Source organism: Marinomonas aquimarina (genome assembly GCF_900089755.1).
GTDB classification, from domain to species: Bacteria; Pseudomonadota; Gammaproteobacteria; order Pseudomonadales; family Marinomonadaceae; genus Marinomonas; species Marinomonas aquimarina.
Genome location: NZ_FLOC01000006.1, coordinates 85,887 through 99,923, shown reverse-complemented (window position 1 = coordinate 99,923; position 14,037 = coordinate 85,887). Strand labels below are relative to the sequence as shown.

General features: G+C 48.3%; 15 protein-coding genes. 5 read left to right on the top strand and 10 right to left on the bottom strand.

Annotated elements, in window-relative coordinates; translation table 11 throughout:
- Positions 1 to 153 precede the first annotated feature (153 nt).
- The gene (locus MAQ5080_RS06630; RefSeq protein WP_067207748.1) at positions 154 to 888 is read left to right on the top strand and encodes a PIG-L deacetylase family protein; all 735 of its coding nucleotides are present in this window, start codon (positions 154 to 156) and stop codon (positions 886 to 888) included.
- Positions 889 to 955: 67 nt separating this feature from the next.
- Here MAQ5080_RS06630 and MAQ5080_RS06625 read toward each other — a convergent pair whose 3' ends face one another.
- Positions 956 to 1,708, bottom strand: coding sequence for a sporulation protein (locus MAQ5080_RS06625; RefSeq protein WP_067207750.1), 753 nt, complete (start codon positions 1,706 to 1,708; stop codon positions 956 to 958).
- A 14-nt stretch (positions 1,709 to 1,722) separates the two neighbouring features.
- The gene (locus tag MAQ5080_RS06620; protein ID WP_067207753.1) at positions 1,723 to 2,619 is read right to left on the bottom strand and encodes an aldo/keto reductase; all 897 of its coding nucleotides are present in this window, start codon (positions 2,617 to 2,619) and stop codon (positions 1,723 to 1,725) included.
- A gap of 249 nt (positions 2,620 to 2,868) precedes the next feature.
- On the opposite strand from MAQ5080_RS06620, the gene MAQ5080_RS06615 reads away from it, so the two are divergent.
- Genes MAQ5080_RS06615 through MAQ5080_RS06600 form a run of 4 tightly spaced genes read left to right on the top strand, consistent with a single transcriptional unit; the run spans position 2,869 to position 4,623 of the window.
- Positions 2,869 to 3,081: a DUF4177 domain-containing protein gene (locus MAQ5080_RS06615; protein WP_067207756.1), complete on the top strand. Its 213-nt coding sequence runs from the start codon at positions 2,869 to 2,871 to the stop codon at positions 3,079 to 3,081.
- 12 nt (positions 3,082 to 3,093) lie between these two features.
- Positions 3,094 to 3,324: a membrane protein insertion efficiency factor YidD gene (gene yidD, locus MAQ5080_RS06610; protein WP_067207759.1), complete on the top strand. Its 231-nt coding sequence runs from the start codon at positions 3,094 to 3,096 to the stop codon at positions 3,322 to 3,324.
- 10 nt (positions 3,325 to 3,334) lie between these two features.
- Complete coding sequence (locus tag MAQ5080_RS06605) at positions 3,335 to 3,757, top strand: TM2 domain-containing protein (RefSeq protein ID WP_067207761.1); 423 nt, start codon at positions 3,335 to 3,337, stop codon at positions 3,755 to 3,757.
- An 8-nt stretch (positions 3,758 to 3,765) separates the two neighbouring features.
- The gene (locus MAQ5080_RS06600) at positions 3,766 to 4,623 is read left to right on the top strand and encodes a DMT family transporter (RefSeq protein ID WP_067207764.1); all 858 of its coding nucleotides are present in this window, start codon (positions 3,766 to 3,768) and stop codon (positions 4,621 to 4,623) included.
- Here the strand turns inward: MAQ5080_RS06600 and MAQ5080_RS06595 are convergent.
- The 8 genes from MAQ5080_RS06595 to cyoA form a co-directional block, all read right to left on the bottom strand.
- Positions 4,620 to 5,246 carry a methyltransferase family protein gene (locus MAQ5080_RS06595; protein WP_067207767.1) on the bottom strand — a complete coding sequence of 209 codons (627 nt, stop codon included), beginning with the start codon at positions 5,244 to 5,246 and terminating at the stop codon, positions 4,620 to 4,622. The two genes, MAQ5080_RS06600 and MAQ5080_RS06595, sit on opposite strands and share 4 nt — an antisense overlap.
- Positions 5,247 to 5,360: 114 nt before the next feature.
- A complete protein-coding gene (locus MAQ5080_RS06590) occupies positions 5,361 to 7,757 on the bottom strand; it encodes an EAL domain-containing protein (RefSeq protein ID WP_156496535.1) in 2,397 nt (798 codons plus the stop codon).
- A gap of 133 nt (positions 7,758 to 7,890) precedes the next feature.
- Positions 7,891 to 8,820 (bottom strand): allantoinase PuuE, encoded by a 930-nt coding sequence (puuE, locus tag MAQ5080_RS06585; RefSeq protein ID WP_067207774.1) that lies wholly within the window; start codon positions 8,818 to 8,820, stop codon positions 7,891 to 7,893.
- Between the two features lie 247 nt (positions 8,821 to 9,067).
- Positions 9,068 to 10,003 carry a heme o synthase gene (gene cyoE / locus MAQ5080_RS06580; protein WP_197464578.1) on the bottom strand — a complete coding sequence of 312 codons (936 nt, stop codon included), beginning with the start codon at positions 10,001 to 10,003 and terminating at the stop codon, positions 9,068 to 9,070.
- Between the two features lie 12 nt (positions 10,004 to 10,015).
- Positions 10,016 to 10,339 carry a cytochrome o ubiquinol oxidase subunit IV gene (gene cyoD / locus MAQ5080_RS06575; protein ID WP_067207777.1) on the bottom strand — a complete coding sequence of 108 codons (324 nt, stop codon included), beginning with the start codon at positions 10,337 to 10,339 and terminating at the stop codon, positions 10,016 to 10,018.
- Positions 10,340 to 10,948, bottom strand: a complete 609-nt coding sequence (cyoC, locus tag MAQ5080_RS06570) for a cytochrome o ubiquinol oxidase subunit III (RefSeq protein ID WP_067207780.1) — start codon at positions 10,946 to 10,948, stop codon at positions 10,340 to 10,342. It lies immediately after the preceding gene.
- A 2-nt stretch (positions 10,949 to 10,950) separates the two neighbouring features.
- Positions 10,951 to 12,927 (bottom strand): cytochrome o ubiquinol oxidase subunit I, encoded by a 1,977-nt coding sequence (gene cyoB, locus MAQ5080_RS06565; protein WP_067207783.1) that lies wholly within the window; start codon positions 12,925 to 12,927, stop codon positions 10,951 to 10,953.
- Positions 12,927 to 13,889 (bottom strand): ubiquinol oxidase subunit II, encoded by a 963-nt coding sequence (gene cyoA, locus MAQ5080_RS06560; RefSeq protein ID WP_067207785.1) that lies wholly within the window; start codon positions 13,887 to 13,889, stop codon positions 12,927 to 12,929. Before cyoA ends, cyoB begins: the two co-directional genes overlap by 1 nt.
- Positions 13,890 to 14,037: the final 148 nt, after the last annotated feature.

The window sequence follows — 14,037 nt, the reverse complement described above, 5'->3', positions numbered from 1 at the left end:
GTTGTCGTAAGAATGGTACGCCGAATCAACAGCGCGCGTAGTTCAATCCACAATTTGTAATTGCGTGAAGGACTTTTCGAATAAAACGATTTTAATTTGTTATGTTATAACATTTTATGAATTTTAATCACGACAACAAAACAAGGATTCATCATGACAACGGTTTCTCAAAAAACAGCTCTCGTGGTCAGCGCACACTCAGCGGACTTTGTTTGGCGTGCCGGCGGTGCAATCGCCGCACACGTTAAGCAAGGTTGGAAAGTGAAAGTGATTTGTTTGTCCTACGGTGAGCGCGGCGAGTCAGCTAAGCTGTGGCGCCAGCCGAATATGACCCTAGAACGCGTTAAAGAAGTGCGCCAACAAGAAGCTCGCGCCGCAGCAGAAATCTTAGGTGCCGAGATCGAATTTTGGGACATTGGCGATTACCCCATGCGCATCAACGATGAGGTGCTACTGCGCCTAGTGGATGTTTATCGCGAGCTGCAGCCAGAATTTGTCTTAAGCCACTCCGAGAAAGACCCTTACAATTTCGACCACCAGCTGGCCATGCATGCGGCGCAAGAAGCCCGCATCATTGCCCAAGCCGAAGGTCACAACCCAGGTCAGCCGATTATCGGGGCACCGCCTGTATACGCCTTTGAGCCGCACCAAACCGAGCAATGCCAATGGCAGCCTAATACCTTTTTGGACATCACCGAGGTTTGGCAATTAAAACGCCAAGCCATTGAGTGCATGGCAGGACAAGAGCACCTTTGGGATTACTACACCCGTGTTGCACTCCAGCGTGGCGTGCAGGCGAAGCGTAATATTGGCATTACCGCGAAGCGTAATATTCAGTATGCAGAAGGCTATATGAAGCTGACGCCAACGGTCGTTGAGCAGCTTTAAATTGTGGGGTTAAAGGTAGGGGATCAGGGCATTGAGCCTTGCTCCCCTAATGGTAGAAAGCAGAGAATTAACCCAAAATCTGGCCAATATACGGCTTAATGGCATCTACTGTAGTGCAATGGTTCGGGATCGAAACGCTCTTGTAGCCATCGCCTTTAAAGGCACGGTCGATCTCCAACAAAACGCCCGTTTCGGCGCCATTGTCGACAAAGGTCACTTCAATCTCACGCACGCCGAATAGCGAAAACGAATCCGGTTTGAACTCGTATTCTTGATAACAGGGTAAGTGGGAGACAAAGCCCGGTGCTTTGACCTGGCCCTTTTCAATATCCGACTTAAACAAACGATAGCCGCTTTGGCTGATGTAATTCAGCACCGCCAACTGTGTGGGTGAGGGCAAGATCACCAGTGGATCTTTGTCCGAACCATCGATACCGTTTTTAATATCAATGCCTGTCTCTAACCAAATTTTGGCAATACCACGTCCCGCCAATTCGCTGGCAGGAACTTCTGGGTGCAAGTCCAAAGTAAAGGTCTTGGACAAGGTTTCCCCCGCTTGCACGGTCATATCCAAGTCCTGCCACCATTCCTGCAAGACCATACTGCGCTCCACTTCGCGGTCATGTTCCGCCGTGGAGACCGTGGTCTTAGCGCGCGCCATGATGGCAAAGGCCAGCCCTTGAATCTGCTGCTCAACCTCGCCCCCTTGAATCTCGACTTTGACCTGAAACGACTGGCCCGCTTGCAGACTGTCAGAAAGTAAAATCGCATCCACTTTGGCTTTACCAATGCCAACACTGGCCAATAATTTTTTAAGCATATTAATCGTCTCTATTAGGGTACTGGATGACCTTGGGACGCGACCCAAATGGCAAACCATTCATCATCGCTCAGGCTAATGGACAGCGCCTGTTGCGCCGCTTGCGCGCGCTCGATTTTGCCAGACCCTAATACAGGAACAATGCCTGACGGGTGACGTAATAACCATGCTAACGCGATCTGGTCAAAGCTGGCTTGATGGGCTTCCGCAACGTTGGCGATGGCATGGTGCAAGGTTGGATCGATGCCATCCAGTTTAAACAAATCCCCTCCAGCAAATGGCGACCACGCCATCGGTGTCACCGCATGCTGTTGGGCGTGCTCTAAGGTACCGTCTTTAAAATGTTTTAGCTCAATCGGAGACAGCTCCACTTGGTTGACCAGTAATGGCATGTCCAAGCGTGATTGCAATAAGTCGAATTGCTGCGCTGAGAAGTTCGACACACCAAAGTGCTTCACCTTACCTACCGTGTACAAATGCTCAAACGCCTCAGCGATGTGGTCTGGATCCATCAATGGACTAGGACGATGCAGCAACAGCATTTCGAGGCTTTCCACCTGAAGGTTTTTTAGCGATTGATCGACACTTTGAATAATATGTCCTGTGCTCTGATCGTAACGCTGGGAAGAAATCTCTGGGCGGTTCGCGCTGGGCAATAAAATCCCGCACTTGGTGATAATCTGCAGTTTATCGCGCAACTCTGGCTTCAATGCCAAGGCTTTGCCAAACAAGGTTTCACACTGGTAATCACCGTAGATGTCTGCATGGTCAACAGTGGTGATGCCCGCTTCAATGCTCTGCTCAATGAATCGCACCAGCTCTTGGTCACTCATACCCCATTCCGCTAGGCGCCAGTAACCTTGCGCCAATCGTGAGCCAGTGAAACCGAGTGGGTGGTATTGATGATTCATAAGACCGTGTCCTTTATTAAACATGTGCAACTACTGTAACAACTCACCTTGGCACTGCCTAGAGAGTTAGATCGATTGCAGCTGACGATTCAGTCCGGCTCCGCGGCCCTGTGGCAGCGCTCTAAAAGCCACATCACTCGTTTCTTTTTCCCTAAAAAGTAAGCATTTTCGAAGACATTGGTTGCAAAAGCCCTAATCTGCTTACACACTGCCAAAATAGCTTTTGCAAACTCAATAGGAGACTCTGCCATGTACAAGGAATACAAAGTGGAACTGGTAACCGAAGGCGGTTGCGGTACGATTTTACTGGGCTCATCTGGCTTACCGATCAAACGTCTAGAGGCCAAACTTAACGAAGCGGCTGCGGACGGCTGGGAGCTAGCATTCCAAGTCATTGAAAAGAAACGCTTTTGGCTATTCTGGACGCGCGAAACCGTGATTCTTACCCTAGGCCGAAAATAATCGAGTCGCGCTGTGAACGGGTTACAACGCTTTTGCCTGCGCTGCATTGAACGCTATCAACAACAGGGCGGTGGTAAAGCGCAGTTTCGCGTCGACTGTAATTTCACACCGACCTGTTCTGAATACACGCGTCAGGCCATTATCAAATACGGTGCGGTCAAAGGCTGCTGGCGTGGCTGGCGACGTATTCGGCGCTGCAACCAGCGCGATTTAGTCGACAAAATTCACGACCCTCTGCCATAAGGACGGCCTTATGTTTGAAGCTTGGACATTAAAGTCGGATCAGGTCGAAGCGCAAGAAGAAGCCTTGCGCCAAGCCCTACGCGGCTTATCTGACCCACAGCGCAGCGCTTTTTATAAAGCCTACAACCCACAGATCAAAGACCCCGATACTTACGCTACCCTCAATTGGTGCTTCGTCGCAGGCCTACACAATTTCTATTTAAAACAATGGGCGGCGGGCTTATTCGATTTAATACTGATGCTGGTGGGCGTGTTCATGCTGGTGGTCTTTTGGCCTGTGGGTGTTGCGCTATTAGTGTTCGTCACCCTCATTGAGCTACCCGCCCTATTTCGCAGTCAACTGATTGTCGCCGACTACAATAACCGACTCGGTTGGGAAGTTTTAAAAAGCGTCAACACACATCCTGCTCAGCCTTCTATAGAGCAAAAATAGGACTCGCGATGGAGAATGCATCGATTCTAAAAGTCCCCCTCCTCACCACGCTCGCCCTGATCGCCTTTGCCGCCAACTCCGTGCTGACGCGCATGGCGTTGGCCGAGCCGCTGTTGGATGCGGCGAGCTTTACCATCATCCGTTTGCTATCAGGCAGTGTGGTGCTGATGTTGATCTTGGCTTATCGATTTCGAGGCGCTTCTCCTGCCAAGGGCAGCTGGCTTTCCAGCCTGATGCTGTTCGTTTATGCGTTAGGCTTTTCGTACGCCTATTTGCTATTAGAAACTGGCACCGGTGCGCTGATCTTATTTGGTATGGTGCAAATCACCATGGTGCTGGCCTCGCTGATCAAAGGCCAGCGTTTGGCCAAACTTGAATGGTTGGGCATCACCATCGCCTTTACCGGCTTTGTCTATTTGGTCTGGCCAGAAGTTAGCACGCCCTCCCTTAGCGGCGTGTTACTCATGTCATTAGCGGGTATCGCTTGGGGCATTTATACCTTACGTGGTCGTGCTTCCAAATCGCCTTTAGCGGACACAGCCTATAACTTTACCCGCACCCTGCCATTGTTAATGATGCTGGCACTGTTAAGTCTCAGCCAATTAGAGCTATCCTATCAGGGGCTAATATTAGCGGTACTTTCAGGCGCGATTGCCTCTGGTTTAGGTTATACGGTTTGGTACAGCGTCCTCGCACACCTTAGTGCTACCCAAGCAGGCGTACTGCAACTCTTAGTGCCAGTGATCGCCGCGTTGGGTGGCGTGCTGTTTGTGGCCGAGCCCATCAGCTTAAGACTGATGCTTGCTGCGCTATTGATCCTCGGTGGGATTTATTTGGTGATTAAGGCGAAGCCTAACACCAATTAAACCCATCTGGGGACGGCGTTGCGGTACGCTGGGTACGTATCAGGAAACACCTGCGCTAGATGCTGCTCTTCGACCGTTACTTGGCGCAATATCGTGGTGACACCAACGACTAAACAGACCACAGAAAACACGGATGGCAAGGCAAGGACAAAGCCTACTTGGGACACCAAAATAGCGATAAAGATAGGATTTCGTGAATAGCGGTATAAGCCTGAAGTAATCAATTTACTTGGGCCACGCTGATTGACACCGGATGCCCAGACCTTGCCCATATAGAAATGAACCAAGATCGTACTGGCAAAACCAAAGGTGAGAACCAGATCGCCGATCAACACAACTATCCCAGAAGAAGCCCCTGGAAGCAGCCCTAAATACCCGTCCATAGCTGGAAAGAAAAAGCGCAACACGCAGGTCAGCCAAATCAGTACGCGGAACACATCAAAAATCTGATGGTGCCACCAGTTGGCAGAGAACTTTTGGCCGTGATAGACACGTTCGACGCCTGTGGCGCGTTTTAAGGTAATGATACGCACGGTGTAGAAGGCGGCGACAAAGGTATAAAACAAGGCGAGGTAGAGCCGAGTAAACTCAATGATCTGGCTAGATGCTTCAGTAACGATCATAAACGAAATCCATATCGATAGACTGCGGTGTGCTCCTAATTAAAGTCCAATCATTGTTTCATACCAAGGAGCCAAGCAACAGCCTACACTCAGTGATTCCTGTTTGACCGCCCCTTAGCGCTCAATGAGCTCATAACCGTCAAATTGCTTACTTTCCAATAACGGTTGTAACGCATCGACTGTTAAAGGCTTGGCATATAAATAGCCTTGCCCCAAGTCGCAATGGAAGGAAGCTAGAAAATCAAGCTGAGCTTCTGTTTCTATGCCCTCTGCAATCACTCGTAAACCAAGCTTATGGGCCATACTAATAATGACTTCACAAAGCTCTTGAGCCGAGCGCCCTTTGCCTAAATCTCGGACGAAACTTTTATCAATTTTAATAAAGTCGATATCCAATTGATTGAGGTAAGCAAGAGAGGAATAGCCCGTGCCAAAATCATCTAGGGCGACATGAATGCCATGATCTCTAAAGCTGAGAAGTTGTTTACTTACGTTCTCATGCTGATGCATGAGCATACTTTCAGTAATTTCTAGAATAATGGCATGAAATGGTACACCCATCTGCTCTATATACTGGTACCAGTGTTCTAGATGTTTACCTGAATCATTGTACTGATAAGTAGAAGTATTAATGCTGACGGTTAAATCCGGCGCCACCGTGGCCCGCCAGTGCGCCAATTGTTTGACGGCTTCTTTAAAAACGAAATCACCTAAAACGATGATCAGTCCAGACTCCTCCGCCATAGGAATGAACACATCCGGGCCGATCAAACCACGGCTTTTATGCTGCCAACGGAGCAAGGCTTCCACCTTACAGATACGTCCAGTCGCTAACTCAACAATGGGCTGGTACACAACAAATAGCTCATTGTTATCAAGCGCCACACGCAGATCCTGCAACAATGTTTGGTGCTCTAATATGTCCTGATGGAGGGAAGACGAAAAACGCTGCAAGCGGCTCTTTCCCGCATTCTTAGCGCTATACATCGCCTCATCCGCAAACTGCAACAGATTCGAGGGTACGGTTGAATCTCTAGGTGATACCGTAATACCGATACTTGCGGAAATTTTGCACTGCCTTTTACCAATATAAAAAGGCTCTCTTAATACGTCTAAAATAGCGTGTGCAAGCTCGTCTAATAGCGCTTCTTGATCCAATGTTTTCACTATAACGGTGAACTCATCGCCCCCAATACGAGCTAGCTCACAGTAGTCAGGCAGTACGGATTGAATCCTCTGCGCAACGATCTTGAGTACGTTATCTCCTTCCTGGTGACCGTGCAGGTCATTAATTTCTTTAAAATTGTCTAGATCCACATAAAACAGGGCAAAAGAAGTTTTCTTATGAGCCGCTCGTTTACATAAGAATTCAAGCTGACGCTGGAAATATCGTCTATTCGATAGCTCAGTTAAAGAATCTAAGTCTGCTTGTTGATCCGCCTTCTCCCGTGCCTTGCGGCTATCCTTGAGAGCAGACTCTAATTTACGATTGGTTCGAGCAATGACCATGAGCATAATACCCAACAGCAAGACCACAGGAACAGCAATACCAGTCACTAACCAGACCTGTCGCCAGTCCGTTTTGGGTTCAGGAAGGTACAGCGCTTGCTGTAGGTCAAAGTTTGCACTGAGCTTTCCAAGTGCCTGATAAGACTTCACCACTTTGTGCCAGCGGGATTCATTTATGTAACCCACTTCGATCAAGTCCGGTTGAATCAAATCGTAAGTGGTTTCAGCTTCAAAGAACAAGAAATCCCTTGAGTAAGTACTGCGGTAGCGCGAGATGATCCAGTTAATCACTTGCTCAGGGTGCTTGAGCGCATATTCCCACCCCTCCAGGCTTGCTTGTCGGAAGGCCTCCACCCGTTCAGAGTGATGACTCAGCTCCTGCTCTGAAGTGAATAAGTTATCCCCTAGAAAATCAATGCCCTCGGTGCGGGGTGAAAAGACGCGAAAGGGAATACCAAGCTGCGCCAAAAAGAATGGCTCATTGGTACTGTATGCACTCATGATATCCACTTGATCGGTGGTCAAATCGATCGGATCAAATGAATGTGGTAAGAAATTCAGTGAGGCTAAGTCTAAACCCTGTTGTTCTAGGTAGAGTAATAATTCATCAGAGGACTCTTCCAACATGATGCCCTTCTTACTCCAATTGTGGAATGTAATGACATCATTTTTAGCAATAAAGACGGTGGGAGAATGCTGGAAAATAACCGCTAGAATGGTAAGAGGGAACCCTTTGTCCCTTTGGATCAATATCGAGCTGTTGCCTACCCCATATTGGGCTCTACCTGAGGTCACTTCCTCCACAACATTGGTAGATGGTGAGGCAGGAACAATCTCAACATTCAGTCCAGCTTGGTTATACAAACCTAACTCTTGAGCTGCATAGTAGCCTGCAAATTGATAAGCATGTTGCCATTTCAATTGCAGGCGCACCGTGTCTTGTGCAGCAAAAGCATGGGCGATTGTGAAGAGGCATAAAATACAACTCACTCCAATGCGCAACAATACTCCTCCTATTTCAACAACTTAGCTAATGAAAGACGGGATTCCATTCATTAGAATAGGCTAATCTTTATTCAATAAGCCAGCTATTTCGGGTAAAGAGAGGTTACCGTAATGTATCTTTATATTAAATCTATGGGGCAGGATGATGTGCCATCCAATGCTCAGCAATATCACAACGGCGCGTAATCCATACATCGTCATGAGACTGCACATAATCGAGGAACCTCTTCAGTGCCATAAAGCGCGCTGGTTTACCTAGGGTGCGACAGTGCATGCCGATCGACATCATCTTCGGTGCCGTTTCGCCTTCCGCGTATAAGCAATCGAAGCTGTCTTTCAGGTATTGGAAGAACTCATCGCCATGGCTAAAGCCATACGGAGAGGCAAAGCGCATATCGTTACAATCCAGCGTATACGGGATGATCAGATGCGGTTTGGTTCTGCTGTCGTCTTCGTGATGCGGCACTTCCACCCAGTAGGGTAGATCGTCGCCGTAGTTGTCGGAGTCGTATTTTAGCTGCGGCTGCTCTGCAACGAGCTTACGAGTGTTAGGCGAGTCACGCCCCGTGTACCAGCCCATTGGCATCACTCCGGTTTCATCTTGGATGATTTGCAGCGCTTGTTGCATATGCTGGCGCTCTTCTTCAATCGACATGTCTTGGTAGTGAATCCATTTCAGACCATGACACACCAGCTCATGACCGCCCTCTACAAAGGCTTTGGCCACTTCAGGGTTGCGCTGTAACGCCGTTGCGACAGCGAAGATCGACAACGGCAGACCACGCTTTTCAAATTCGTTCAGGATGCGCCAAACACCGTTACGGGAGCCGTACTCGTATAACGACTCCATACTCATATGACGGTCTTTAAATGGCTGTGCACCGAAGATTTCCGATAGGAAAGTTTCTGCATGCTCATCGCCGTGCAGCACACAGTTCTCGCCACCTTCTTCGAAGTTCAGTACAAATTGCAGCGCGATACGGGCTTTATTGGGCCATTCTACTTTTGGCAAGTTAGCGCGACCGTATCCGGCATAATCTCGTTCTAAGTAATGTTTCATGCTGTACTACCTTCTGCTCAAGATATTCATCTATAAAACTCTAGCAAACACCTTGCCAGCTTAAATAACACTAGTGCGCCACACAATTAGAGAGTCATAACAGGTATTTATCAATCACTTGTATCCATTTTTCATTTTTCAATCATATAAGAGGGCACAGATGCTTGGCGCCAGCAAAAGTTATGGATAAAAAAACGCCCCGCAGGTTTCCCTGTGGGGCGTTTTCGATTCTTCTAACGAAGGAGACTTAGTGTGACAGCATGACTAGGTAGTCAGGGGCTACCGCACGAAAGTCTAACGACATGGTAATACTGAGGGCCGTGACGGTGATGATGGAGAAGAAGAACACTTGGCGTGCCCAACGGTTCACATCAATGTCCGCACGGTAGCCTTTTACCGCCATGCTTAGCCACCAAAGGCTAGTGCACGCAGCAACGGCCATAAAGCCCACACCCACGTAGCCAGTCAGTGGCAACATAGCACTCGCTACTGCGAAGACAGCAATCCACAAAACAATGTGGTGCTTCGCTTTTTGAATGCCCTGTGCCACTGGCAATACAGGAATACCTGCCGCTGCGTAGTCTTTGTAGCGGAAGATGGCAATGGCGTAAGAATGAGGCATCTGCCAAATACTAAACATTACCAACAAAATCGCCGCACCTGCGTCGAACTGACCGGTGACCGCACAGTAACCCACCACTGGTGGGACTGCACCTGACAAACTACCGATCAACGTGCCGTAAACCGAATTGCGTTTAAAGTACAGGCTGTAAAGACCTACGTACACGAAGTAGCCAAATGCTGCGAAGAACACAGCAACGTCATTCGTGAAGTACGCAAGTAAACCAAACCCGACCACGCCTAGTACCAGTCCGTGTGCTAACGCCGCTTTCAGCGACATTTCACCGGTAACTGTTACGCGGTTGCGAGTACGTTGCATCTTGGCGTCAATGTCGCGGTCGATGCAGTTATTGATCGCACAACCAGAAGCCACTACTAGTGACAATCCAATGATTGTCACCAGCATTAGCAGCCAATCGATGTCACCGCGAGCGGCGAGGAAATATCCTCCCGCCACGGAGATCAAGTTGCCCATAATGATGCCCGGCTTGGTTACCTTCAGGTAACGGTCGAACACACTATGTTGCTCTGGTTTTTGCGACGATGAGATCCGCTTAAACATACGCTTCTTCGCCTAGTACATCATCATCAGAACAGATTCGTAGATAATCCATACAGATAGTGCTACGACCATTACGATAACGATGGCAGTAAAGATAAATGACAAAGTATCGATCTTGCCTTCTTTCGAGAAGTTAAGGTGCAAGAAGTACTTCAAGTGTACAAAGATCTGTACCACAGCTGTTACCACGATAATCGCGAACAAAGTGGCACGGTCGTATGCACTAGTCATTACTGCCCAGAATGGAATCACAGTCAGAATAACGGATAGTACGAAACCAATTACGTACGAGCTTACGCTACCGTGAGAATGTGCATCGTGATCATGTTGACTCATTTACATAGCTCCCATTAGGTAGACGAAAGAGAATACACAGATCCAGATTACGTCTAGGAAGTGCCAGAACAAGCTTAAGCAGCTTAAGCGAGTTACCGTGCGGTCTTTCAGACCACGTTTGGCAATATCGATAAATAGAACAATAATCCAAAGTAGACCTGCAGTTACGTGCAAGCCGTGAAGACCTACTAGCGAGAAGAACGCTGTTAGGAATGCACTAGAGCTTGGACCGTTACCCGCGTGGATCAAGTGATTGAACTCGTAAAGCTCGATGCCGATGAAGGCCAAGCCGAACAAGAACGTCACAAACAACCAAAGCAGCGTGCCGCCTTTGTTGTTTTTGTACGCAGAAATCATTGCGAAGCCGAATGTGATCGAGCTAAGCAATAGGGCAGCGGTGCCGCCTGCAATCAAGTTTAGGTCGAAGATGTCTTTACCTGATACGCCACCTGCAGTGTTCATAAACAACACTGCGTAGGTTGCGAAGAAGGATGCAAACAGGATGCAGTCCGTCATCAGGTAGATCCAGAAACCTAACGTAGTCATACGTCCAGTATCGTGGTGTTCTTCGTGGTGCGCATCGTGATGCGCTGCTGCATGAGTACCCATGATTACCCCTTAGCCACGTTATCTAGGTGTTCGTTTTCGATACGTGCTACTTCATCAGGCTGAACGTAGTAATCAGTGTTACTAGCGTAAGCACGGCAGATGAAGGCAACGATCAGACCGATGAAGCTTGCACCAGCCAACCACCAGATGTGCCAGACTAGGGCGAAGCCCATAGCCGTAGCAAGAAGACCCATGATTGGACCTGCATTGGTGTTGCTTGGCATGTGGATCGGCGCGTAGCTTTCATGACGCTGGTACGCAGTACCTTTCTCTTTCATGTCAGTGAAGGCATCGATGTCTTCAACTTGTGGCAATTTTGCGAAGTTGTAGAACTGTGGAGGAGACGCCAAAGACCATTCAAGAGTGTGACCGTTCCATGGATCGCCAGTTTTGTCCAAGTTCTTGTCTTTGTTTTTGAAGCCAAGGAACAATTGAATGAACTGAGCCGCGATACCAATTGCGATAACGAATGCACCTACAGCAGCGATGTATAGCCAAATGTTCCAGTCTGGGTTGTCCGTTTGGTTTAGACGACGAGTCATACCTAGGAAACCTAGAACGTAAAGTGGCATAAACGCTAGTAAGAAACCGATTGTCCAACACCAGAAAGAGATCTTTCCGTATTTTGGATCTAGGTGGAAGCCCATTGCTTTCGGGAACCAGAAAGCGAAGCCCGCTAGGTAACCGAATACTGCACCACCGATAATCGTGTTATGGAAGTGAGCGATTAGGAACAATGAGTTGTGTAGTACGTAGTTAGCACCCGGTACAGCAAGTAGTACACCTGTCATACCACCGATCGTGAAGATCACCATGAAGCCAAGAGTCCAAAGCATTGGAACTTCTAGACGTACACGGCCTTTGTACATAGTGAACAACCAGTTGAACAGTTTTACACCTGTCGGAATCGCGATGATCATCGTCATGATACCGAAGAAGGCGTTAACGTTCGCGCTCGCACCCATGGTAAAGAAGTGGTGCAACCATACGATGAAGCCAAGGATGGATATTGCGCCAGAAGCGTAAACCATTGACTTGTAACCGAATAGACGCTTGCCTGTGAACGTCGAAACGATCTCAGAGAAGATGCCGAACGCAGGTAGTACAAGGATGTATACTTCCGGGTGACCCCAAGCCCAGAACAAGTTGATGTACATCATCGAGTTCCCGCCAGCGTCGTTAGTGAAGAAGTGGAAGTCCAAGTAACGGTCAAGCGTTAGCATTGCAAGTGCAGCAGTCAGGATTGGGAAAGATGCTACGATCAATACGTTGGCCCAAGTACAAGTCCAAGTAAAGATAGGCATATCCATCAACTTCATGCCAGGTGCACGCATCTTAAGTACAGTAACCAAGAAGTTAACACCTGTTAGTGTTGTACCGATACCCGATATCTGCAGTGCCCAAATGTAGTAATCAACCCCTACTCCTGGGCTGAATTCAAGACCTGACAACGGTGGGTAAGCTACCCAACCAGTCATAGCGAATTCACCTAGACCTAGAGAGATGTTAACTAGCAATGCGCCCGATACTGCCAACCAGAAAGAAAGGTTGTTTAGGAACGGGAAGGCAACGTCGCGTGCACCGATCTGCAATGGCAGGATGATGTTCATCAAACCGATCATAAATGGCATCGCCATAAAGATGATCATGATGACACCGTGTGCCGTAAAGATCTGGTCGTAGTGTTCCGGAGGGAGGTAACCTTCCGAGCCATTGGTTGCCACAGCGAGCTGTGTACGCATCATAATCGCATCCGCGAAACCACGGATAAGCATTACGAATGCTAAGATAATGTACATGATACCCAAGCGTTTGTGGTCAACAGATGTCAACCATTCACGCCATAGCCAGCCCCATTTCTTTGCTAGTGTCATGAACACGAACAACGCCGCGCCGCCGACAGCAACAACTGCTAGGGTGCCTAGGACAATTGGGTCATATGGGATCGCGTCCCAAGACAATTTACCTAGAAGATTCATTAGTGAGATGCCTCCTCAGACTCATGGGTAGTGCTTGTGCGCTCACGCTTAGGCAGAATTACGCCTTCAGGTAGCTCAGCACCGTATTCTGGCTTACCGTAGAACTCGATACGGCCCATGTCGCCCATGTATTCCCAGATGATGTCAAAGAACAGACCTTCTTTAACGGTTCCGAAGTACTCAACTGGGTGGTATTCAGTTGGCTCAACAAGTGCTTCATAACGCTCAGTAGTAAGCGCTTCGCCACTTGCTTTCACACCGTCAACCCACTCTTGGAAGTCTTCACGAGTTGGTGTCGCGATCGCTTCGAACTTCATGCCTGTAAAGCCATGACCTGAGTAGTTTGCAGAGATGCCATCAAATGTGCCTGGCTCATCAGCAATCAAGTGAAGTTTCGTTTCCATGCCCGCCATTGAGTAGATTTGACTACCTAATTGAGGGATGAAGAATGAGTTCATTGTGCCTGCTGATGTGATGCGGAAGTTCACAGGAACATTCGCAGGGAATGCCAACTCATTTACCGTCGCGATACCAAGATCTGGGTAAATGAACAACCATTTCCAGTTAAGAGAAACCACCTCGACAGTGATCGCCTCTTCTTCAGATTCGATAGGCTTGTATGGACTCAGCGCATGCGTTGATTTGTAAGTAATTACACCAAGAATCGCGATAATGATAATTGGAATAATCCATACAACGGCTTCAATTTTTGTGGAGTGTGACCACTTTGGCTCATATGCTTCGCCACGACCTTCGCGATATTTCCACGCGAAGTAAAGTGTCATGAGAATCACCGGAACCACAACAATCAGCATCAGGATCGTAGCTGTAATAATCAGCTCCTTCTCCATCACACCGATTTGTCCTTTCGGGTCAAGCACACCACCCTGACAACCAGCTAGTAGAGCTACTAGTGCTGCCAAAGCGACTTTACTTAAGTTACGAGTTAACAAGAGATTCATCCTCTAACCCTAGATTGACGTAGGCTGACATCGAAACGATGACAGGATTTCAGACCGGCTCAGGCCGGTAACTTTTCCGCGGGGGAGTTTTGCGCGTGCCCAAAGAGCACATGAACACTAAGTTCATTCCAAGGAATGAATTTAACGC

Bases quoted from the DNA above. Each gene is read 5' to 3' on its own strand.
- MAQ5080_RS06630 (WP_067207748.1), top strand. From the start codon at position 154: ATGACAACGGTTTCTCAAAAAACAGCTCTCGTGGTCAGCGCACACTCA.
- MAQ5080_RS06625 (WP_067207750.1), bottom strand. From the start codon at position 1,708: ATGCTTAAAAAATTATTGGCCAGTGTTGGCATTGGTAAAGCCAAAGTG.
- MAQ5080_RS06620 (WP_067207753.1), bottom strand. From the start codon at position 2,619: ATGAATCATCAATACCACCCACTCGGTTTCACTGGCTCACGATTGGCG.
- MAQ5080_RS06615 (WP_067207756.1), top strand. From the start codon at position 2,869: ATGTACAAGGAATACAAAGTGGAACTGGTAACCGAAGGCGGTTGCGGT.
- MAQ5080_RS06605 (WP_067207761.1), top strand. From the start codon at position 3,335: ATGTTTGAAGCTTGGACATTAAAGTCGGATCAGGTCGAAGCGCAAGAA.
- MAQ5080_RS06600 (WP_067207764.1), top strand. From the start codon at position 3,766: ATGGAGAATGCATCGATTCTAAAAGTCCCCCTCCTCACCACGCTCGCC.
- MAQ5080_RS06595 (WP_067207767.1), bottom strand. From the start codon at position 5,246: ATGATCGTTACTGAAGCATCTAGCCAGATCATTGAGTTTACTCGGCTC.
- puuE (WP_067207774.1), bottom strand. From the start codon at position 8,820: ATGAAACATTACTTAGAACGAGATTATGCCGGATACGGTCGCGCTAAC.
- cyoE (WP_197464578.1), bottom strand. From the start codon at position 10,003: ATGTTTAAGCGGATCTCATCGTCGCAAAAACCAGAGCAACATAGTGTG.
- cyoD (WP_067207777.1), bottom strand. From the start codon at position 10,339: ATGAGTCAACATGATCACGATGCACATTCTCACGGTAGCGTAAGCTCG.
- cyoC (WP_067207780.1), bottom strand. From the start codon at position 10,948: ATGGGTACTCATGCAGCAGCGCATCACGATGCGCACCACGAAGAACAC.
- cyoB (WP_067207783.1), bottom strand. From the start codon at position 12,927: ATGAATCTTCTAGGTAAATTGTCTTGGGACGCGATCCCATATGACCCA.
- cyoA (WP_067207785.1), bottom strand. From the start codon at position 13,889: ATGAATCTCTTGTTAACTCGTAACTTAAGTAAAGTCGCTTTGGCAGCA.